The sequence below is a fragment of the Aeromonas sp. TECH754 genome (genome assembly GCF_056279295.1).
The window spans coordinates 1876066-1897988 of sequence record NZ_JBWBRA010000001.1; the positions used below are offsets into that span (position 1 = coordinate 1876066).

The window sequence follows — 21923 nt, forward strand, 5'->3', positions numbered from 1 at the left end:
ACGGCATGCCAGGCGGCTGCCGTTTTTTTATGGCCAACGCCATCAGAAACAACAAAGGAAGGCTGAGCCTTCCTTTTGTATCAGTTCCCGTGGCGAACGGCTTGTCAGCGCGCCAGCAGGATGTTCAGCATGCGGCGCAGCGGCTCGGCGGCGCCCCACAGCAGCTGATCACCCACGGTGAAGGCCGCCAGGTATTCCGGCCCCATGTTGAGCTTGCGCAGACGCCCCACCGGGATGCTGAGGGTGCCGGTGACGGCGGCCGGGGTCAGCTCGCGAGCGGTGATGTCGCGCTCGTTCGGGATCACCTTGACCCAGTCGTTGTGAGCGGCGATCAGCGCTTCGATCTCGGCCAGCGGCACATCCTTCTTCAACTTGATGGTGAAGGCCTGGCTGTGGCAGCGCAGGGCGCCGATCCGCACGCACAGACCGTCCACCGGGATGGCAGCGTCTTCAATCCCCAGGATCTTGTTGGTCTCCGCCTGCCCCTTCCACTCCTCGCGGCTCTGGCCGTTGTCGAGCTTGGTGTCGATCCAGGGGATGAGACCACCGGCCAGCGGCACGCCGAAGTTGTCCACCGGCAGGGTGCCGGAGCGGGTCTTCTCGGTGATCTTGCGCTCGATGTCGAGGATGGCCGAGGCGGGATCCGCCAGCTCCACCGCCACTTCATCGCGCAGCAGCCCCATCTGGGTGACCAGCTCGCGCATGTGGCGGGCACCACCACCGGAGGCGGCCTGATAGGTCGCCACGCTCACCCACTCCACCAGATCGGCCTTGAACAGGCCACCGAGGGCCAGCAGCATCAGGCTGACGGTACAGTTGCCACCGACGAAGGTCTTGACGCCCTTGGCCAGCGCTTCGTCGATGACGTCGCCGTTGACCGGATCCAGGATGATGACCGCGTCCTTCTCCATGCGCAGGGAGGACGCGGCATCGATCCAGTAGCCTTTCCAGCCGGCGGCCAGCAGGCGCGGGTAGACATCCTTGGTGTAGTCGCCGCCCTGGGCCGTGATGATGATCTCTTGCGCAGCCAGCGCCTCGAGATCGAAGGCATCTTGCAAGGTGCCGGCATCGACACCGAAGTTGGGGGCGGCCTCACCGGCCTGGGAGGTGGTGAAGAAGGTGGGTTGAATGCGGGCAAAGTCTTTTTCTTCCTGCATCCGGCTCATCAGCACCGAACCCACCATGCCACGCCAACCGACCAAACCTACTTTTTTCATAATGTCCTACCCTGGATAGCTGCTATTGAAAACGAAGCGTCATACACCGTGACCCCTTGCCGGACGCGGGTCCGTTCACAAGTTCGTCACAACGATTGAGTTGCAAGATATGCGTTTGTCCACATTACGGATTGTGGCGACAGGCGCAAGTCGAATTGCGCAATATTCTGTGTCGATTGCCGCAATATCCACCGCCCCTCTGGCAGGCAAGCCCCTTGGCACGGCAGCCACCTTTAGGCATGATTGACACCCACTGGCAGTGACTGCCCCTCGGGGACGACCCCGAGGCTTCCTTTCTTTCGCAGGGACGACCCTGCCCCTGTGGAAAACCCATGATGGCATGGATACTGCTGCTACTGGCCGGCCTGTTCGAGGTCGCCTGGGCCATTGGCCTCAAATACACCGACGGCTTCAGCCGCCCCCTCCCCACCCTGCTGACCCTGGCTGCCATGGGAGTGAGCGTGCTGCTGCTCGCCATGGCGGTCAAACAGCTGCCGCTCGGCACCGCCTATGCGGTCTGGACCGGCATCGGCGCGGTCGGCACCGTGTTGATGGGGATCTGGCTGTTCAACGAGCCGGCCAACCTGGCCCGGGTACTCTGCCTGGCGCTGATCGTTGGCGGGATATTGGGTCTGAAATTCATCGGATAAGGGGCAACAAGCCGGGCGCCGGGATCACCGCCTTTCTGCGGCGAGGCCGTGACAAGTGCCAGTGCCCCTGCACGCAGGACGACAATCTACTGTTTCGTGTAATTTTTAATCTGTTTTTGTCGGTAACATGGATGCCGGGTGGTGGGTTTATCTGCCCTATCCCGGCGCCATCCGACGTGTCGATGGCCGCAACCTGCGTCCATCGCCACGTATAAAAATGGCCACCTCAAGGTGGCCATTTTTTCTTTCCTCTTTCCTTCCCTGCCCTATGCACCGAGCGGGATCCCGATCAGCTCTTTCTCGATGCGGGCCCCGGGCATCATCTGCCTCAAGCCATCGATCAGCCGATCGCCGGCCTCATGCAGCGCGGCCAGCGGCATCTGCGGCAAGCTCTCCAGGATGAACCACATCTGCTCGGACTCCACGCTGAGTCGGGTTCTGACCCCCTGCCGCCAGTTCCACCTGCGGCAGGTCACCCCTTTGTCGTCGCGCCAGACCACCTCACCGGGCTCCGGATTCTCATGGACGGGGAGCCCCTCCTTCATGGTGTCGAACAGCTCGCTGCCCTGTGCGATGACCAGCCGAGGCACACCCTCATAGGCCACCAGGTTCTCCCCGCCGACCGGGATGGCGTACTCGATGCTGATGGCGTTGTAGAGATCGACGACGGGATCGATGCTCGGCAGATCGCCATCGCGCAGCACCCGCTTGCGCAGGGCCTCTGCCGAGCAGGGAAACCGCTGCGGCTTGGCGCCAAACTGCTTGAACACCTCGGCCCAGGCCGACAGATGATCCTGAGCCCAAGGGACACTGCCCGCGATGACGGCTTGGCAGGCCTGCGCCAGCGCCTGGGCGCCAATGTGTCGATCGGCCACGGGGGCGGCCTCGACCAGGATGCTGAGGGCCCGAAACCCGGGGGCGACGGCGGCGATATCGGCATCGATTAACGGTGTCATGGACGACATAAAGACTCCCAAAGGGTGATAAAGGGCGAACCGGGTGAACGATGACCAGCGGGCGACATGGGGGCGCGGCTCGCCCGGGTGAAGATGGCCACATCATGGGAAACTGCTGGACATAATAAAAGCTACTTATTCTTAATCCTGTTAAGAAATTTTAATAACCAACCCTCCTCTACTGCCGCCGCCGGGCCCCGAAACGCATCCAGGGCGCCATTGTCCTGGCCGCTTCTGCGCCGACTCATGCTATTATCTGCGACCAAACATGAGTCAATAAAAATCAGGATATTGTGATGACCGACCACACTTTTATTCCCGGCAAGGACGCGGCACTGGAAGACTCCATCGAACGCTTCCAGACCAAGCTGCAAGCCTTGGGCTTTGATATCGAAGAGGCTTCCTGGCTCAACCCCGTGCCCAATGTCTGGTCCGTGCACATCCGCGACAAGGAGTGCGCCCTCTGTTTCACCAACGGCAAGGGCGCCAGCAAGAAGGCGGCCCTGGCCTCCGCGCTCGGCGAATACTTCGAGCGTCTCTCCACCAACTACTTCTTCGCCGACTTCTATCTGGGGGAGCAAGTTGCCAACGGCGACTTCGTCCACTACCCGAACGAGAAGTGGTTCCCCATCGAGGGGGATCAACTGCCGGCCGGCCTGCTCGACGGCTTCACCCGCAAGTTCTACAACCCGGACGGGGAAGTGACCGCCGACATGCTGGTGGATCTGCAATCGGGCAACGAGGAGCGCGGCATCGTCGCGCTGCCGTTCGAGCGCCAGTCCGATCATCAGACCGTCTACATCCCGATGAACATCATCGGCAACCTCTATGTCTCCAACGGCATGAGCGCCGGCAACACCAAGACCGAGGCCCGCACCCAGGGGCTGTCCGAGGTGTTCGAGCGCCACGTGAAGAACAAGATCATCGCCGAGGCCATCAGCCTGCCGGAGATCCCGGCCGAGGTGATTGCCCGCTATCCCGGCATAGCGGCCTCCATCGCCGCACTCGAGGCCGAAGGCTTCCCCATCTACAGCTTCGATGCCTCCCTCGGTGGTCGCTACCCGGTCATCTGCGTGGTGCTGCTCAACCCGCGCAACGGCACCTGCTTCGCCTCCTTCGGCGCCCACCCGCGCTTCGAAGTGGCGTTCGAGCGCACCGTCACCGAGCTGCTGCAGGGCCGTGGTCTGAAGGATCTGGACGTGTTCGTGCCGCCCTCGTTTGACAACGAGCAGGTGGCGGATCACCACAATCTGGAGACCCACTTCATCGACTCCTCCGGCCTCATCAGCTGGGATCTGTTCAAACAGGAAGCGGACTTCGAGTTCGCCGACTGGGACTTCCGCGGCACCTCGCAAGAGGAGTTCGATCACCTGATCGGCATCTTCCACGAGCTGGAGCAGCCGGTCTACATCGCCGACTACGAGCACCTCGGCGTCTACGCCTGTCGCATCCTGGTGCCTGGCATGTCCGACATCTATCCGGTCGAGGATCTGCTGCTGGCCAACAACACCATGGGCGCCCACCTGCGTGAAACCCTGCTGGCCCTGCCGGCGCTGGAGTGGGACGCGGAGCAGTACATGGCGCTGTTCGACCAGCTGGACGAAGAAGGCCACGACGAGCGTACCCGGGTGCGCGAGCTGCTCGGCATCGCCGCCGCCAAGGGCACTGCCCTGCACACCCTGCGGGTCGGCGAGCTCAAAGCCATGCTGGCGCTGGCCGCCGGCGAGCTGGAAAGCGCGCTGGATCTCATCGACTGGACCATGGAGTACAACCAGTCGGTGTTCCCGAGCGATCGCGCGAACTACTACCGTGCCCTGCGCGCCTGTGTCGAGCTGTTCCTGGATGAGGAGCGCGATCCCGAGCAGTACCGCGCCGTGTTCAGCCGCATGTTCGGGGAAGCGACGCTGGCCGAGGCCTGGGCCCATGCCAGCGGCGAGGCACGCTTCCACGGGCTGGAGGCGGCGGATCTGTCCCTGTCCCAGTTCCCGCTGCACCAGAAGCTGCTGGCGGCCTATGAGAAACTACAGAAGGCCAAACGAGCCCATTCCTGGGCCTGATGTGGTAATGTGACGAAGGGGCCTGATGGCCCCTTCAGTTTTATGGTCTACGCTTTGGCTGGCTGTTATTCAGGGATGAAATAAAAAACAAAAAATACCTCTTAGGGGGTTGTCAACCAGGCCAGTTGTGTGCAGTGTTGCCGCAAAGATATCTTGCCGATATATTTTAAGAATAAATAATTTTAAATGATTTAAAATCATAGGCTTACAAATTACATCAATTCTGTTTCACCTGAAATAGGCTGTAAAGTCAAGCTGCCAGAGGGCTCAAATTTCTGTAGTAAAATTACATTCACAATCTGTAATTCTTGATCGATGTCAATTTTGGCGATCAGGCCCTTTGTTATGATTTCCACAGGCAAAATATGCAGGTACATGAGAATTGAAAGCAGAATCTCCCTTTGATTGTCTGAAGCCCGAAGCCATCGCCGCCCTGGCAGAAGACATTACCTATGCCAAGGCCACCAAGCCCGCATACAAGGTCATCCCTCTGGCCATCACCGCGGGCGTCTTCATCGCTCTTGCGTTTGTTTTCTACATCACCGTCACCACCGGCGCCGGCAATGTGGCCTGGGGCCTCAGCAAGCTGGTCGGTGGTCTCTGCTTCTCCCTCGGCCTCATCCTGTGCGTACTGCTCGGTGCCGAGCTGTTCACCTCCACCACGTTGACGCTGGTGGCCAAGGCCGCCAACCGCATCACCTGGGCACAACTGCTCAAGAACTGGGGACTGGTCTACTTTGGCAACTTCATCGGCGGGCTCATCGTGGTCGGGCTCATCATCGTCTCGGCCGAGTACATGGCGGCGGATGGTCAATGGGGTCTGAATGCGCTCAAGGTCGCCCAGCACAAGATCCATCACGGTTTCTTCGAGGCCCTCACCCTCGGCATCCTGTGCAACCTCATGGTGTGTCTCGCCGTGTGGATGGCGTTCGGCGCCCGCAGTGCCACCGACAAGGTGATGGTCATGTTGCTCCCCGTCGCCATGTTCGTGGCCTCCGGTTTTGAGCACAGCATCGCCAACATGTTTATGATCCCGGTCGGTATCGCGATTCACAGCGTCGCGAGCCCGGAATTCTGGCAGGCCATCGGCCAGGACCCGGCGACCTTCGCCGATCTGACCGTATCCAACTTCGTTCTACACAACCTGATCCCGGTCACCATAGGTAATATCATTGGTGGTGGCGTGATGGTTGGTCTGACTTACTGGTTTATCTTCCGTCGCCATCATTAAGGATGGCGGCAGACACATAAATACCTTGAGAGGTAATGAAAATGGCAGAACTTAACGAACAGTTCCAAAAAGCATGGGAAGGCTTCGCGGCCGGTGAATGGCAGACCTCTGTCAACACCCGTGACTTCATCCAGAAGAACTACACCCCGTATGAAGGTGACGAGTCCTTCCTGGTTGGCGCGACCGAAGCGACCACCAAGCTGTGGGACAAGGTCATGGAAGGCATCAAGATCGAGAACCGCACTCATGCGCCGGTCGATTTTGATACTGACCTGCCCTCCACCATTACCGCTCACGATGCCGGCTATATCGACCAGAGCCTGGAGCAAATCGTCGGTCTGCAGACTGACAAGCCGCTCAAGCGCGCCATCATCGCCAACGGCGGTATCAAGATGGTCAAGACCTCCTGCGAAGTGTACGGCCGTCAGCTTGACCCCATGGTCGAGAAGATCTTCACCGAATACCGCAAGACCCACAACCAAGGCGTGTTCGATGTCTACACCAAGGACATCCTGAACTGCCGTAAATCTGGCGTCATCACCGGTCTGCCGGATGCCTACGGCCGTGGCCGTATCATCGGTGACTACCGTCGTGTCGCCCTGTACGGCATCGACTTCCTGATGGCCGACAAGCTGGCCCAGTTCAAGTCCCTGCAAGCCGATCTGGAAAACGGCGTCAACCTGGAAGCCACCATCCGTCTGCGTGAAGAGATCTCCGAGCAGCACCGTGCCCTGGCACAGATGAAGGTGATGGCCGCCAAATACGGTTGCGACATCTCCGTCCCGGCCAAAAACGCCAAAGAAGCCGTGCAGTGGACCTACTTCGCCTACCTGGCGGCAGTCAAGTCCCAGAACGGTGCCGCCATGTCCTTCGGTCGTACCTCCAGCTTCCTGGACGTGTACATCGAACGTGACCTGAAGAAAGGCCTGATCACCGAGCAAGAAGCCCAGGAGCTGATGGACCACATGGTCATGAAGCTGCGCATGGTTCGCTTCCTGCGTACTCCTGAATACGATTCACTGTTCTCCGGCGACCCGATGTGGGCGACCGAGACCCTGGCCGGTATGGGCGTTGATGGCCGTACCCTGGTCACCAAGAACAGCTTCCGTATGCTGAACACCCTGTACACCATGGGCCCGTCCCCTGAGCCGAACCTGACCATCCTGTGGTCCGAGAAGCTGCCGGTCGGTTTCAAGAAGTACTGCGCCAAGGTATCCATCGAGACCTCTTCCGTTCAGTACGAGAACGACGATCTGATGCGTCCGGACTTCAACAACGATGACTATGCCATCGCTTGCTGCGTGTCCCCGATGATCATCGGCAAACAGATGCAGTTCTTCGGTGCTCGTGCCAACTTGGCCAAGACCATGCTGTACGCAATCAACGGCGGTATCGACGAGAAGCTCAAGATCCAGATCGGTCCCAAGACCGAAATGGTCAAGGGCGAGTACCTCGAGTACAACGACGTGATGGACAGGCTGGATCACTTCATGGACTGGCTGGCCAAGCAGTATGTCGCCGCCCTGAACATCATCCACTACATGCACGACAAGTACAGCTACGAAGCCTCCCTGATGGCGCTGCACGACCGTGATGTCTACCGCACCATGGCTTGCGGCATCGCCGGTCTGTCCGTGGCAGCGGACTCCCTGTCTGCCATCAAGTACGCCAAGGTCAAGCCGATCCGTGACGAAGATGGCGTCGCCATCGACTTCGAAATCGACGGCGAGTACCCGCAGTTCGGTAACAACGACGCTCGCGTCGATGACATCGCCTGTGACCTGGTCGAGCGCTTCATGAAGAAGATCCAGAAGCTCAACACCTATCGCAACGCCGTGGCGACCCAGTCCGTGCTGACCATCACCTCCAACGTGGTGTACGGCAAGAAGACCGGTAACACCCCGGATGGCCGTCGCGCCGGTGCGCCGTTCGGCCCGGGTGCCAACCCGATGCACGGTCGTGATCAGAAGGGCGCCGTTGCCTCACTGACGTCCGTCGCCAAGCTGCCGTTCGCCTACGCCAAAGATGGTATCTCCTATACCTTCTCCATCGTACCGAACGCCCTGGGTAAAGACATGGAATCCCAGAAATCCAACCTGGCGGGTCTGATGGATGGTTACTTCCATCACGAAACCAACCTGGAAGGCGGTCAGCACCTGAACGTCAACGTGATGAACCGTGAAATGCTGCTGGACGCCATGGAAAACCCGGAGAAATATCCGCAGTTGACCATCCGCGTATCCGGTTATGCCGTTCGCTTCAACTCTTTGACCAAAGAGCAACAGCAAGACGTCATCACCCGTACCTTCACCGCTTCTCTGTAATCAAGAGTCGCAGTGACTAAAAACCGGCGCCTAGGCGCCGGTTTTTTTATGGCTGTTTGCAGGTCGCCGAGCCGGTTCCCACCTCACAGACCCACTGGCGTTGACCCGCTGATCCACTGGCTCTGACTAAGCGTTAACTCCCATAACGCCCCTCTCCACTCCCTTCCTCCGCTTTATGCACTGATGCGCTCACAAGCACTCAGGCACTCAGGCACTCAGGCACTCAGGCACTCAGGCACTCAGGCACTCAGGCACTCAGGCACTCAGGCACTCAGAAAAGCAGAGCAGAACCATGCTCGACCACCACGGGTTTTGCCTAGCAACCTCGATCTATTCCCTCTCCCCTTGGGAGAGGGCCAGGGTGAGGGGAAGCTAGAAGGCGCCACAAAGCAACAAGGGCAGCAGAGTGTGAACTCTGCTGCCCTTGTTATCTGGAAGCGGTTTAACGGGGACTGGCGGCGTTAGGGACGACCTCTCACGACTTCACGATGCTTTCGCCTCGCCATAGCACTTTAAACTGCCTTTGACGCAAAAAACACATCATTTATATGCCAAAAGCAACAGGGACAGTGGAGTATTACTACCCTGTCCCTGTATTCAGCGATAAACGGCGGTTTAAGGCTTAGCTCGCCCAGGTAATGATATGGTCGGCCCAGTCACCGGCCTGCGCCTCGTGCACCACCTTGCCGCGCACCGACTGGCCAGCCTGGTGCATGGCGCTGCGGCTGCCGGTGATCAGCGGATGCCAGGCCGGCAGGGTTTCCCCTTCCGCCAGCAGGCGATAGGCGCAGCTCGACGGCAGCCAGTCGTACTCGGCAATCTTGTCGACGGTGATCTGCAGGCAATCCGGCTCTTTTTTAAAGCGGTTGCCGTAATCGGAACACTGGCAGGTCTTGGTATTGAGCAGGTTGCAGGCGACGTTGGTGAACACCAGCTCCTCGGTGTCCTCGTCGATGAGTTTGTTCAGGCAGCACTTGCCGCAGCCATCGCACAGGGACTCCCACTCGGCCATGGTCATCTGCTGCAGGGTCTTCGCCTGCCAAAAGGGAGTTGGCTGCATGTTCTCGACTTGCTGCATGGAAGGGGCTCGCTCAATAGACCAGGAAAGCGCGTGGTTATACCCTTTATGGCCTGATTTTTCAAGGTAGATGAGAAGATCCCAGCGCGGCGAAAAAGTCGAAAATGGGGGATAAACCTTGGGCTTCACTTCGCGAAGCCGCGCCCAAGGCCGATTAACCCCACGCTTGAGTGGATCGCTTTCCATCGGCGACATCAACCAGACTGGCTCCGTTTTCGGTCGGCGTTCATCCAAAGAGCCGAGCATGACTCACCGTTGTCGACTTCCACGCATTTTTTGGCAAATTTGCCGTGGCCTTATTGCCGTTGAATTTGTAAAAGTTTCCCGCCAGCCAGCTTCCAATGGCTACAGAGTCAATCCCCCTTGAGGCATTGCGCCCGGTCAACAGGACCTAAACTGATTAGTCGCAAGTCCAGCCCGTTAGCTGGACAGAGGACGTTGTCATGAAGACGTTGAAACTTGCGTTGCTAATAGCGGCTTCGCTATTGCTCGCGTCCTGCTCCTCCTCGGAGTTCCCGGGAGAAGCGCCTGCCGCGGGAGGTGATCCCCCGTCTGGAGGAGTGGATCACCCTTATGGCAAAGGAGGGGGTCAGAATAACTTTGCTGCCACCCTCCCACAGCATGCCCAGCAGGACATCGCTGTTTTAACAGAATAAGTGCACAGCCCTGGCCGCTTCCCCAGGGCCCATCTCAGGCCTCAGGCCATTTCATCGGGCCGGCGTTTGGACCCTCCTTCCGGCCACCAGCCCAGCCTCAACCGACACAGCGGAAAGAGGCAGGTTGGCACTGCGCGTACTGAAACCCCGCAGGCATAAAAAATGCCGCCCTAAGGCGGCATTTTTAGCAGAAGTAACGGGCTGAAAGACTTACCAGCCGGTGACTTCGCGCAGGGCCTTGCCGATGTCGGCAAGGGAGCGCACGGTTTTCACGCCGGCATCTTCCAGGGCGGCAAATTTCTCTGCCGCGGTGCCTTTGCCACCGGCGATGATGGCACCCGCATGACCCATGCGCTTGCCCGCCGGGGCGGTGACGCCCGCGATGTAAGAGACCACCGGCTTGGTGACGTGAGCCTTGATGTAGGCCGCCGCCTCTTCTTCGGCGCTGCCGCCAATCTCGCCGATCATGACGATGGCTTCGGTCTGCGGATCCTTCTGGAACATCTCCAGAATGTCGATGAAGTTGGAGCCCGGGATGGGGTCACCACCGATGCCGACGCAGGTGGACTGGCCGAAACCTTCGTCCGTGGTCTGCTTGACCGCTTCGTAGGTCAGGGTGCCGGAGCGGGAGACGATGCCTACCTTGCCCGGCTTGTGGATGTGGCCCGGCATGATGCCGATCTTGCACTCACCCGGGGTGATGACGCCCGGGCAGTTGGGCCCTATCATGCGCACGCCGGTTTCCTGCAGCTTCACCTTGACCTGCAGCATGTCCAAGGTCGGAATGCCTTCGGTGATGGTGACGATGAGCTTGATGCCGGCATCGATGGCTTCCAGGATGGCGTCCTTGCAGAACGGGGCCGGCACATAGATGACGGAGGCGGTGGCGCCGGTCACTTCGACCGCGTCACGGACGGTGTTGAACACCGGCAGGCCCAGGTGAGTGGTACCGCCCTTGCCCGGGGACACGCCGCCGACCATCTGGGTTCCGTAGGCAATCGCCTGTTCGGAGTGGAAGGTACCCTGACCGCCGGTGAAGCCCTGGCAGATCACCTTGGTGTCTTTGTTGATCAGAACGCTCATTATTTGGCCTCCGCGGCTTTAACCACTTGCTGAGCTGCATCAGTCAGACTCGTCGCGGCGATGATGTTGAGGCCGCTGTCGGCCAGCTTACGGGCACCCAGTTCGGCGTTGTTGCCTTCCAGACGCACTACCACGGGGACCTTGACCCCCACTTCCTTGACCGCACCGATAATGCCTTCCGCGATCATGTCGCAGCGCACAATGCCGCCGAAGATGTTGACCAGCACGGCCTGGACCTTGCTGTCAGACAGGATGATCTTGAAGGCCTCGGTCACGCGCTCCTTGGTGGCACCGCCGCCGACGTCCAGGAAGTTGGCCGGTGAGCCACCGTGCAGGTTGACGATGTCCATGGTACCCATGGCCAGACCGGCGCCGTTGACCATGCAGCCGATGTTGCCATCGAGCGCCACATAGTTCAGCTCCCACTGGGCGGCGTGCGCTTCGCGGGGGTCGTCCTGGGACGGGTCATGCATCTGGCGCAGCTTGGGCTGACGATACAGGGCGTTGGCGTCGATGTTGATCTTGCCATCCAGGCAGTGCAGGTTGCCCTGGGCGGTGATCACCAGCGGGTTGATTTCCAAGAGGGCGAAGTCGCAGTCCAGGAACATCTGGCCAAGACCCATGAAGATCTTGGTGAACTGCTTGATCTGATCGCCGACCAGACCCAGCTTGAAGGCCAGCTCGCGAGCCTGGTAGGCCTGCGGGCCCACCAGCGGATCGATGGCCGCCTTGTGAATCAGTTCCGGGGTCTCATGAGCGATCTTCTCGATGTCCACGCCACCTTCGGTAGAAGCCATGAAGACCACGCGGCGGCTGCCACGATCGACCACGGCGCCGAGGTACAGCTCCTTGGCGATGTCGGTGCAGGACTCCACCAGGATCTTGGTGACCAGCTGACCGTTGGCGTCAGTCTGGTAAGTCACCAGGTTCTTGCCGAGCCAGTCCTGGGCGAAGGCACGGATCTCGTCCTTGCTCTTGGCCAGCTTGACGCCGCCCGCTTTACCGCGGCCACCGGCGTGGACCTGGCATTTGACGACCCAGGTGTTGCCGCCAATCTTGTCGGCCGCTTCGGCCGCTTCCTGCGGGGTGGCGCAGGCATAACCTTCGGAGACCGGCAGGCCATACTCGGCAAACAGCTGTTTTGCCTGATATTCATGCAGATTCATAGATGCTCTATCCGTGTTGTAGGTCTTTACTGTCCGGGGCTGGTTGTTTCTCAATCCCCTGTGAAAGGGGCCTCGGGGGCCCCTCGTTATCTTTTTAATTTCGCTCACACATCCAGCAACCCTGACTCAGATCGGTCGGGGCCTCTGATGCCCCGACGATCATCATCTTGCTACTTAGACGTCGAGTAACAGGCGGGTCGGATCTTCCAGCAGCTCCTTGATGGAGACCAGGAAACCGACCGATTCGCGACCATCGACGATGCGGTGATCGTAGGAGAGCGCCAAGTACATCATCGGCAGGATCTCGACCTTGCCATCAACGGCCATGGGGCGGTCCTGGATCTTGTGCATCCCCAGGATGGCGCTCTGGGGCGGGTTGATGATCGGGGTGGACATCAGGGAGCCGAACACGCCACCGTTGGTGATGGTGAAGTTGCCGCCGGTCAGTTCATCCACGGTCAGCTTGCCGTCACGGCCCTTGCCGGCCAGATCCTTGATGGCCTTCTCGATGTCGGCGAGGCTCATGTTGTCGCAGTCGCGCAGCACCGGTGTCACCAGACCACGGGGGGTGGAGACGGCGATGCTGACGTCGAAGTAGTTGTGGTAGACGATGTCGTCCCCATCCAGCGCCGCGTTCACTTCCGGGTAGCGCTTGAGGGATTCAACAACTGCCTTCACGTAGAAGGACATGAAGCCGAGCTTGATGCCGTGCTTCTTCTCGAAGATCTCGCCGTACTGCTTGCGCAGCTTCATGATGGGCGCCATGTTGATCTCGTTGAAGGTGGTCAGCATGGCGGTGGTGTTCTTGGCCTCCAGCAGACGCTCGGCGATGCGCTTGCGCAGACGGGTCATGGGCACGCGCTTCTCGGTGCGGCTCGCCAGCGGTGCGATCGGGGCGGCAGGCGCGGCGACGACCGGTGCAGGGGCCGGCTTGTTGCCAACCTTGATGAAGGCTTCCACGTCTTCCTTGGTGATGCGACCACCCTTGCCGGTGCCGCTCAGCTTGGCGACATCCAGGCTGTGCTCGGCGATCAGGCGGCGCACGGAGGGGCTCAAGGCCTCGGTGCTGTCATCGGCAACGGCTTCCACCGGCTTCTCGCGGGTCTCTTCACCGGCCACCGGGGCGGGCTTGAGCATGGCGATCAGCTGGCGGGACAGCACGGTCGCCCCTTCGTTTTGCAGGATGTCGCCCAGCACGCCGGCTTCCGGCGCGGGGACTTCCAGCACGACTTTATCGGTTTCGATGTCAACCAGCACTTCGTCACGGGCAACCAGATCGCCCGGTTTCTTGTGCCAGGTGGCGATGGTGGCATCTGCCACTGATTCGGGCAGGTCCGGTACCTTGATCTCGATAGTCATGTAATCAGTTCCTTGTTACTTCTTGGCCAGCAGGCTTAATTCCAGAGTCGGAGAGGGTCGGCTCCCGAGGAGCGCCCTCTCCTTCGCAACTCGTTTATTCCAGGGTCAGAGCGTCTTCCACCAGCGCTTTTTGCTGCTTGGCGTGGACGGACATGTAGCCGACGGCGGGTGAGGCCGAGGCCGGACGACCGGCATAACGCAGACGGGCAACGCTTGGCAGCACGCTATCGTAGTGATGGCGGGTGCTGTACCAGGCGCCCTGGTTCTGCGGCTCTTCCTGACACCAGACGAAATCGGTGACGTGAGCGTAATCGGCGAGGATGGCGCGCACCTCCTCTTCCGGGAAGGGGTAGAGCTGTTCGATCCGCACCAGTGCCACGTCTTGCTGTTCGGCCTTGCGACGGGCATCGAGCAGGTCGTAGTAGACCTTGCCGGAGCAGAACACCACGCGCTTGACGCCCTTGGGATCCAGCGCATCGATCTCGCCGATGGCGTTCTGGAAGGTGCCTTCCGCCAGCTCCTCAAGCCTGCTCACCGCCAGCGGATGGCGCAGCAGGGATTTGGGCGTCATCACGATGAGCGGACGGCGCATCGGGCGTACCACCTGGCGGCGCAGCATGTGGAACACCTGGGCCGGGTTGGACGGCACACAGACCTGCATGTTGTGCTGGGCGCACATCTGCAGGTAACGCTCCAGACGGGCGGAGGAGTGCTCCGGGCCCTGTCCCTCATAGCCGTGGGGCAGCAGCATGGTCAGACCGCACATCCGGCCCCACTTCTGCTCACCGGAGGAGAGGAACTGATCCACTACCACCTGGGCGCAGTTGGCGAAGTCACCGAACTGGGCTTCCCAGATGGTGAGACCGGCCGGCTCGGCGCTGGCGTAGCCGTATTCGAACGCCAGTACCGCGTTTTCGGTCAGCACGGAGTCGTAAATTTCAAACGGACCTTGCTTGTCGTGCAGGTTGCACAGCGGGGTATAGGTGCTGGCATCGGTCTGGTTGTGCAGCACGGCGTGGCGGTGGAAGAAGGTGCCACGGCCGGAGTCTTCCCCGGTGAAGCGGATGCGGGCCCCCTTGTCCACCAGAGTGGCGTAGGCCAGGGTCTCGGCAAAGCCCCAATCCAGCAGCTTCTCGCCGGCGGCCATCAGGCGGCGGTCTTCGTAGATTTTCTCGACCTGGCGCTGCAGCACGTGAGTGGCTGGGTACTGGCTGATGCGCTCCCCCAGGGACTTGAGGTGGTCCATCGGCACAGTGCTGTCGTAGCTCATGGCCCAGTCGTGACCCAGATAAGGAGTCCAGTCGACGGAGTGCAGCTCCATCGGACGCCACTCCTTGCTCACCCGCTCCCCCTTGTCCAAGGCGTCGCGATAGTCGTTGAGCTGGGCGGTCACCAGCTCCGGCGTGACGCAGCCTTCGGCGATCAGCTGATCGGCGTAGATCTTGCGCGGGGTCGGATGCTGTTTGATCTTCTGGTACATCAGCGGCTGGGTTGCACTCGGCTCATCGGCCTCGTTGTGACCGTGACGACGGTAGCAGACCAGCTCGATCACCACGTCGCGCTTGAAGGTGTTGCGGTAATCCAGCGCAATCTGGGTCACCAGCACCACGGCTTCCGGATCGTCACCGTTGACGTGCAGCACGGGGGCCTGCACCGCCTTGGCAATGTCGGTGCAATATTCGGTGGAGCGGAGATCCCGGAAATGGGAGGTGGTGAAACCCACCTGGTTGTTGATGACGATGCGCACCGTGCCACCGACGCCGTAGGCACGGGTCAGGGACATGTTGAAGGTTTCTGCCACGACCCCCTGGCCGGCGATGGCCGAGTCACCGTGAATGGTGATGGGCAGGACGCTGGAGCCATCCTTGTCGCCGTGTCTGTCCATCCGCGCCCGTACCGAGCCGATGACCACCGGGTTGACGATCTCCAGATGGGATGGGTTGAACGCCAGCGCCAGGTGGACGTTGCCGCCCGGGGTCGCGAAGTCGGAGGAGAAGCCCATGTGGTACTTCACGTCCCCGGTGCCCCAGGACTCGCCGTGCTTGCCGGCGAACTCGTCGAACAATTCTTGCGCCCGCTTGCCGAGCACGTTGATCAGCACGTTGAGGCGGCCACGGTGGGCCATGCCGATGACGGCTTCCTTGCAGCCCTGCTCACCGGCGCGACGGATCAGCTCCTTGAGCATGGGCACCATGGCATCGCCCCCTTCCAGGGAGAAACGCTTGGCCCCCGGGAACTTGGCCCCCAGGTATTTTTCCAGCCCTTCGGCGGCGGTCAGGCTCTCGAGGAAGCGGGTCTTCTCCTCGGCGCTGTAATTGCCGGTGGCTTCGATAGATTCAAGACGGTCTTGCAGCCAGCGCTTCTCCTCGGTAGAGGTGATGTGCATGTAGTCGGCGCCGATGCTGCCGCAGTAAGTCTTCTTCAGGGAGGCGTAGAGATCGGACAGCACCATGGTCTCGCGACCGATGGCGTAGGAGCCCACGTTGAAAGTGGCCTCCATGTCTGCACCCTGCAGGTTGTGAAACGCGGGATCCAGTTCGGCAACGGTTTCACGCTGCCATAGGCCGAGCGGATCCAGATTGGCATTCTGATGGCCACGGAAACGGAAGGCGTTGATCATTTGCAGCACGCGAACCTGCTTGGCGTCCACCTGGGGATCGCTGACAGGGGTGCTGTAACGGGAGTTGTCCTTGGCCAGGCGGCGGAAATAGTCGCGGACCGGGGAGTGAGGTTGTTCTACCACATGACCATTGACCTGGGGCAGCTGTTCGAACAGGCTGCGCCACTCATCGGCCACGGATTCGGGGTTTTCCAGGAAGGATTCGTACAAATCCTCAATATAGCTTGCATTCGCACCAGCCAGGTGAGATGACTCCAACCAGGCCTTCATCACGCCGTTATGCATTTCTATCCCTTGTACATCTTGTCGCTGCATGCGCAGCTCGTAGGGTTTAAATAGCCATCCCGCATCCCTGGGGTGTTGGATGGCTATCCAGAGGCGGGCCCGGCGCCAGGCGCCCTGCCCTGATACTACACAGCCCGGTTGAGCAACATCGACTTGATCTGACCGATGGCCTTGGTCGGATTCAAGCCTTTGGGGCAGACGTTCACGCAGTTCATGATGCCGTGGCAGCGGAACACGCTAAAGGCGTCGTCCAGGTTACCCAGTCGTTCGGTCGCGGCGGTGTCGCGGCTGTCTGCCAACCAGCGGTAGGCGGCGAGCAGCCCGGCCGGGCCGATGAACTTGTCCGGGTTCCACCAGAAGGAGGGGCAAGAGGTGGAGCAGCAGGCACAGAGAATACACTCGTACAGACCGTCCAGCTTGGCGCGCTCTTCGGGGGATTGCAGGTGCTCACGCACGGGCGGCAGTTTTTCGTCGTTGATGAGGAAGGGTTTAACCTTCTCCCACTGGGTGTAGAACTGGGTCATGTCGATCACCAGATCGCGGATCACCGGCAGGCCAGGCAGAGGACGAAGGACGACCTTGTTGCCTTTTTTGAGCAGATCAGAGAGCGGGGTGATACAGGCAAGACCGTTCTTGCCATTCATGTTGAGACCGTCTGATCCACAGACCCCTTCGCGGCAGGAGCGGCGGAAGGAGAGCGTGGGATCCAGCTCTTTGAGCTGGATCAGTGCATCGAGCACCATCATGTCGGAGCCTTCAGGAATATCGAGCTGATAATCCTTCATATGAGGAACGTTATCAACGTCCGGGTTATAGCGATATAGCGAGAATGTGACGTTCATTGTACTTGGCTCCGCAATCGTTGAGTCCGCACCTTGGATGAGAGAGATGGGAATGCCTCCCACCTCTTCGCAGACCAGCGGATGTAGCGATACATCGATAATGTGGCCTGCATTGCACTTGGCTCCATCGTCAGTAGGTCCGCACCTTGGGTGGGAATGCCTCGCGCGTTTTTGGAGACATGTTGACAGCACGACGGGTCATGGACTCGGTGTCAGGGTGATAGAGGCTATGACACAACCAGCCCTCGTCGTCCCTGTCCGGGAAGTCGAATCGGCTGTGGGCGCCACGGCTCTCGGTACGGAAGTTCGCCGCCACCGCAGTGGCATAGGCCGTCTCCATCAGGTTGTCCAGCTCCAGGCACTCGATGCGCTGGGTGTTGAACTCCCTTGAGGTGTCGTCCAGTCGGGCGTTCTTGAGGCGCTCGCGGATGAGTTTGAGCTCAGCCAACCCTTCTGCCATGGCATCCCCTTCGCGGAACACCGAGAAGTTGTTCTGCATGCAGCGCTGCAAGTCCTTGCGGATCTGGGCCGGGTCTTCCCCGTCACGGTTGGCTTCCCAGCGGTTGAAGCGGGCCAGCGCGGTCGCGATGTCGGCCTCGGAGGCCTCACGGCCATGCTCCATCGAGCCAAGGGTCTCCACCAGGTGCATGCCCGCGGCGCGGCCAAACACAATGAGATCCAGCAGCGAGTTGCCGCCCAGACGGTTGGCACCGTGCACCGAGACACAGGCAATTTCGCCCACCGCGAACAGGCCGACCACCGGCACGTCGTTGCCGCTCTTGTCCTGGGTCAGGCACTGCCCGTTCACGCTGGTCGGCACGCCGCCCATCATGTAGTGGCAGGTCGGGATGATGGGGATGGGTTCCTTGACCGGATCCACGTGGGCGAAGGTACGCGACAACTCGCAGATCCCCGGCAGACGCGATTCCAGCACCTCTTTGCCAAGGTGATCCAGCTTGAGCTTGATGTGCGGACCCCAGGGGCCGTCACAGCCACGACCTTCGCGGATCTCGATCATGATGGAGCGGGCCACCACGTCGCGACCGGCGAGATCCTTGGCGTTCGGCGCATAACGCTCCATGAAGCGTTCGCCATCTTTATTGAGCAGATAGCCGCCTTCACCACGGCAACCTTCGGTCACCAGCACCCCGGCCCCGGCGATGCCGGTCGGGTGGAACTGCCAGAACTCCATGTCCTGCACGCCGACGCCGGCGCGCAGCGCCATGCCGACACCGTCACCGGTGTTGATGTGAGCGTTGGTGGTGGACTGGTAGATGCGACCGGCGCCGCCAGTGGCGAGTACGGTGGCCTTGGCCTTGAAGTATACGACTTCGCCGCTCTCCATGTCGATGGCGGTACAGCCGACGACGTGGCCGTCCTGGTTTTTCACCAGATCCAGCGCATACCACTCGGAGAAGACGGTGGTCTTGTTCTTGACGTTCTGCTGATAGAGGGTATGCAGCAGCGCATGACCGGTCCGGTCGGCCGCAGCCGCGGTACGGGCCGCCTGCTCGCCACCAAAATTCTTGGACTGGCCGCCAAACGGGCGCTGATAGACGGAGCCGTTGTCGAAGCGGGAGAAGGGCAAGCCCATGTTCTCCAGCTCATAGACGGCTTCCGGACCCGTCTTGCACATGTATTCGATCGCTTCCTGGTCACCGATGTAGTCGGAGCCCTTGACGGTGTCGTACATGTGCCACTGCCAGTTGTCGTCGTGGGCATTGCCCAGCGCAACCGTGATCCCGCCCTGGGCGGAAACGGTGTGGGAACGGGTCGGGAATACTTTGGACAACAGGGCGCAGGTCTTGCCGGACTGGGCAATCTGCAGCGCGGCGCGCATGCCGGCGCCACCGGCACCGATCACGACCGCATCAAATTCACGAGTTGGAATAGTCACCTTACACCCCCCACAGCACGACGAAACCCGTCATCAGATAGACAAACAGCACCACAACCAATGCAAATTGCAGCGCGCCGCGCAATCCGACCGGTTTGATATAGTCGGTCAGCACCTGCCACAGGCCGATCCAGGCGTGGATCAGGATGCACAGCAGTGTCAGCAGGGTGAAGACCTTGGTGAAGGTTTTAGCGAAGAAGCCGGTCCACACCTCGTAGCTGATGTCGTTGAACGCGACAAAGCCAACCAGGTAGAGGACGTAAGCCGTCATGATGAGGGCGGTGGCGCGGATCAGGATGTAATCATGAACACCGCTGCGCCCGAAAGTTGCAGAATTGGTTACCATACAAGTACCCCCGCCAATACCGCCAGAACCGCGGTGATCACGAAGGCCACACGGGCACTCTGATTCGCGGAATCCAGCTCTTCCCAATGCCCCATGTCCATGACCAGGTGACGCAAGCCGCCCACAATGTGGTAAGCCAGCGCAGTCAGGATCCCCCATAACACGAACTTGACCAGGAAGTTGTCCATGATGGCAACGACGGTATCAAATCCTTCGGGAGAGGAGAGTGAAGTACCAAGCATCCACAGCAAGATGGCAAGCGCCACAAAGGTGATGACCCCTGAGACACGATGCAAGATGGAAGCGATGGCGGTGACAGGAAAGCTGATCGTCTGTAGGTCGAGGTTTACAGGTCTCTGTTTATTTTTCACGGCTTTGCCCACTCAGCTCCATTGAGCACGTTAGTTATTGTTTTTACACGCTTTGAGGGCTAGGAGTGGCATTTGTTAGGTTTTTGTTACCAAAACAACTCAGGAAAGCCAAAAATAACATTTTCAATATCACATCTGGCTTTGCGAAAGCGTTTCAAACACCGACGACCATCACCCACGTGGCGCAGTATATCGGCGGCCTTAACCAATGACAATCAATTAGCTACATAGAAAACCCAAAACCGTAAACCAGATCCCACAACGACTTTAACAAGTCATTAATGATCATCCTGAAAAATTGACAAAGCAGTGGATTTCTGGTTCAAATAAGGCGCTCCAGCCGCCGTGGTACGGGATAAGAACCTTTGCCAGCGTCATGAAAGTCGTAATAAAGTAGGACTGGAACCAAATTATAAAAGAGCAAAGGAGACGTGCTATGGCTGATAAAATAGCCACCCTACATCTGCCCGGAAAAGAGCCGGTAGAACTACCGATCCTGTCCGGTACCGTCGGCCCCGATGTCATCGATGTCAGAAAACTCGGTGCACAAGGGTACTTCACCTTCGATCCCGGTTTTATGGCCACCGGTGCCTGTAAATCATCCATTACCTATATCGACGGCGATCAGGGTGTCTTGCTGCACCGTGGTTACCCCATCGCCCAGTTGGCCACCCAGGCCAGCTACCTCGAAGTCTGTTACATCCTGTTGTATGGCGAGGCGCCCACCAAGACGCAATACGCTGAATTTGAACGTCTGGTCACCCGCCACACCATGGTGCACGAGCAGATCGCCTTCTTCTTCCGCGGCTTCCGTCGTGACTCCCACCCCATGGCGATCATGTGCGGAGTGGTCAGTGCCCTGTCCGCCTTCTATCACGATGCCCTCGACATCAACAACGAAGAGCACCGCGAGATCTGCGCCTTCCGTCTGCTCTCCAAGATGCCGACCCTGGCCGCCATGTGCTACAAGTACTCCATCGGTCAGCCGTTCATGCAGCCGCGTAACGCCCTCTCCTATGCCGGCAACTTCCTGCACATGATGTTTGGTGTGCCGACCGAAGAGTACAAGGTCAACCCCATCGTCGAACGGGCCATGGACCGCATCTTCACCCTGCATGCGGATCACGAGCAGAACGCCTCTACCTCCACCGTCCGTCTGGCCGGCTCCTCCGGTGCCAACCCGTTCGCCTGTATCGCCGCGGGGATCGCTTCCCTGTGGGGCCCGGCGCACGGCGGCGCCAACGAAGCCTGCCTCAAGATGCTCGAAGAGATTGGCTCGGTGGAACGCATTCCCGAGTTCATCGCCAAGGCCAAGGACAAGAACGATCCCTTCCGTCTGATGGGCTTCGGACACCGGGTTTACAAGAACCACGATCCCCGTGCCCAGGTCATGCGCCAGACCTGTCACGAGGTGCTGCAAGAGCTGCAGATCAAGGATCCGCTGCTGGATGTGGCCATGGAGCTGGAGCGTATCGCGCTGTCGGACTCCTACTTCATCGAGAAGAAGCTCTACCCGAACGTGGACTTCTACTCCGGCATCATCATGAAGGCCATCGGCATCCCCATGTCCATGTTCACCGTGATCTTCGCCATCTCCCGCACCATCGGCTGGATCGCTCACTGGAATGAGATGCATTCGGACCCAGATCAGAAGATCGGTCGTCCGCGTCAGCTCTATACCGGCTTGCCGCAGCGAGAGTTCACCCCGCTCGATCAGCGCTGAACCCGGATCTGACATGGTTTGTTACAAAGGCGGTCATTGACCGCCTTTTCATTTGAGGTTTT

16 protein-coding genes are annotated in these 21923 nt (G+C 59.8%); 5 read left to right on the forward strand and 11 right to left on the reverse strand.

The genetic code is table 11. The features are described from left to right. Positions 1 to 104: 104 nt before the first annotated feature. Entirely contained in the window at positions 105 to 1217 is a 1113-nt protein-coding gene (asd, locus tag ACZ9IL_RS08215) for an aspartate-semialdehyde dehydrogenase (protein ID WP_476003069.1), read from the reverse strand. Positions 1218 to 1552: 335 nt separating this feature from the next. On the opposite strand from asd, the gene sugE reads away from it, so the two are divergent. Next, positions 1553 to 1867 carry a quaternary ammonium compound efflux SMR transporter SugE gene (gene sugE / locus ACZ9IL_RS08220; RefSeq protein WP_476005322.1) on the forward strand — a complete coding sequence of 105 codons (315 nt, stop codon included), beginning with the start codon at positions 1553 to 1555 and terminating at the stop codon, positions 1865 to 1867. A 266-nt stretch (positions 1868 to 2133) separates the two neighbouring features. Here the strand turns inward: sugE and ACZ9IL_RS08225 are convergent, their stop codons facing one another. Next, on the reverse strand, positions 2134 to 2832 hold the full coding sequence (locus ACZ9IL_RS08225) for a B3/B4 domain-containing protein (protein ID WP_476003070.1): 699 nt from the start codon (positions 2830 to 2832) through the stop codon (positions 2134 to 2136). 287 nt (positions 2833 to 3119) lie between these two features. On the opposite strand from ACZ9IL_RS08225, the gene ycaO reads away from it, so the two are divergent. From ycaO to pflB, 3 genes are all read left to right on the forward strand, one after another. Continuing rightward, on the forward strand, positions 3120 to 4880 hold the full coding sequence (gene ycaO / locus ACZ9IL_RS08230; protein WP_476003071.1) for a 30S ribosomal protein S12 methylthiotransferase accessory factor YcaO: 1761 nt from the start codon (positions 3120 to 3122) through the stop codon (positions 4878 to 4880). A 382-nt stretch (positions 4881 to 5262) separates the two neighbouring features. Beyond that, positions 5263 to 6111, forward strand: coding sequence for a formate transporter FocA (gene focA / locus ACZ9IL_RS08235; RefSeq protein WP_476003072.1), 849 nt, complete (start codon positions 5263 to 5265; stop codon positions 6109 to 6111). A gap of 41 nt (positions 6112 to 6152) precedes the next feature. Further along, positions 6153 to 8435, forward strand: coding sequence for a formate C-acetyltransferase (pflB, locus tag ACZ9IL_RS08240; protein ID WP_042638995.1), 2283 nt, complete (start codon positions 6153 to 6155; stop codon positions 8433 to 8435). 622 nt (positions 8436 to 9057) lie between these two features. Here the strand turns inward: pflB and ACZ9IL_RS08245 are convergent. The 9 genes from ACZ9IL_RS08245 to sdhC all read right to left on the reverse strand — a co-directional run bounded on the left by ACZ9IL_RS08245 (position 9058) and on the right by sdhC (position 20150). Beyond that, entirely contained in the window at positions 9058 to 9495 is a 438-nt protein-coding gene (locus ACZ9IL_RS08245) for a YcgN family cysteine cluster protein (protein WP_476005323.1), read from the reverse strand. Positions 9496 to 10379: 884 nt separating this feature from the next. Continuing rightward, the gene (sucD, locus tag ACZ9IL_RS08250; protein WP_042653610.1) at positions 10380 to 11252 is read right to left on the reverse strand and encodes a succinate--CoA ligase subunit alpha; all 873 of its coding nucleotides are present in this window, start codon (positions 11250 to 11252) and stop codon (positions 10380 to 10382) included. Further along, complete coding sequence (gene sucC / locus ACZ9IL_RS08255; protein WP_476003073.1) at positions 11252 to 12418, reverse strand: ADP-forming succinate--CoA ligase subunit beta; 1167 nt, start codon at positions 12416 to 12418, stop codon at positions 11252 to 11254. Before sucC ends, sucD begins: the two co-directional genes overlap by 1 nt. Before the next feature lie 174 nt (positions 12419 to 12592). Beyond that, positions 12593 to 13777 (reverse strand): 2-oxoglutarate dehydrogenase complex dihydrolipoyllysine-residue succinyltransferase, encoded by a 1185-nt coding sequence (gene odhB, locus ACZ9IL_RS08260; protein ID WP_476003074.1) that lies wholly within the window; start codon positions 13775 to 13777, stop codon positions 12593 to 12595. A gap of 94 nt (positions 13778 to 13871) precedes the next feature. Beyond that, positions 13872 to 16682, reverse strand: a complete 2811-nt coding sequence (gene sucA / locus ACZ9IL_RS08265) for a 2-oxoglutarate dehydrogenase E1 component (protein ID WP_476005324.1) — start codon at positions 16680 to 16682, stop codon at positions 13872 to 13874. Between the two features lie 125 nt (positions 16683 to 16807). Continuing rightward, positions 16808 to 17524, reverse strand: a complete 717-nt coding sequence (locus ACZ9IL_RS08270; RefSeq protein WP_476003075.1) for a succinate dehydrogenase iron-sulfur subunit — start codon at positions 17522 to 17524, stop codon at positions 16808 to 16810. A gap of 130 nt (positions 17525 to 17654) precedes the next feature. Beyond that, positions 17655 to 19421 (reverse strand): succinate dehydrogenase flavoprotein subunit, encoded by a 1767-nt coding sequence (gene sdhA, locus ACZ9IL_RS08275; RefSeq protein WP_476003076.1) that lies wholly within the window; start codon positions 19419 to 19421, stop codon positions 17655 to 17657. Position 19422: 1 nt separating this feature from the next. Beyond that, positions 19423 to 19767, reverse strand: coding sequence for a succinate dehydrogenase, hydrophobic membrane anchor protein (gene sdhD, locus ACZ9IL_RS08280; protein ID WP_033132490.1), 345 nt, complete (start codon positions 19765 to 19767; stop codon positions 19423 to 19425). After that, positions 19761 to 20150: a succinate dehydrogenase cytochrome b556 subunit gene (sdhC, locus tag ACZ9IL_RS08285; RefSeq protein WP_476003077.1), complete on the reverse strand. Its 390-nt coding sequence runs from the start codon at positions 20148 to 20150 to the stop codon at positions 19761 to 19763. The genes sdhD and sdhC overlap by 7 nt, the downstream gene beginning before the upstream one ends. 424 nt (positions 20151 to 20574) lie before the next feature. On the opposite strand from sdhC, the gene ACZ9IL_RS08290 reads away from it, so the two are divergent. Continuing rightward, the gene (locus ACZ9IL_RS08290; protein ID WP_476003078.1) at positions 20575 to 21861 is read left to right on the forward strand and encodes a citrate synthase; all 1287 of its coding nucleotides are present in this window, start codon (positions 20575 to 20577) and stop codon (positions 21859 to 21861) included. Positions 21862 to 21923 lie beyond the last annotated feature (62 nt).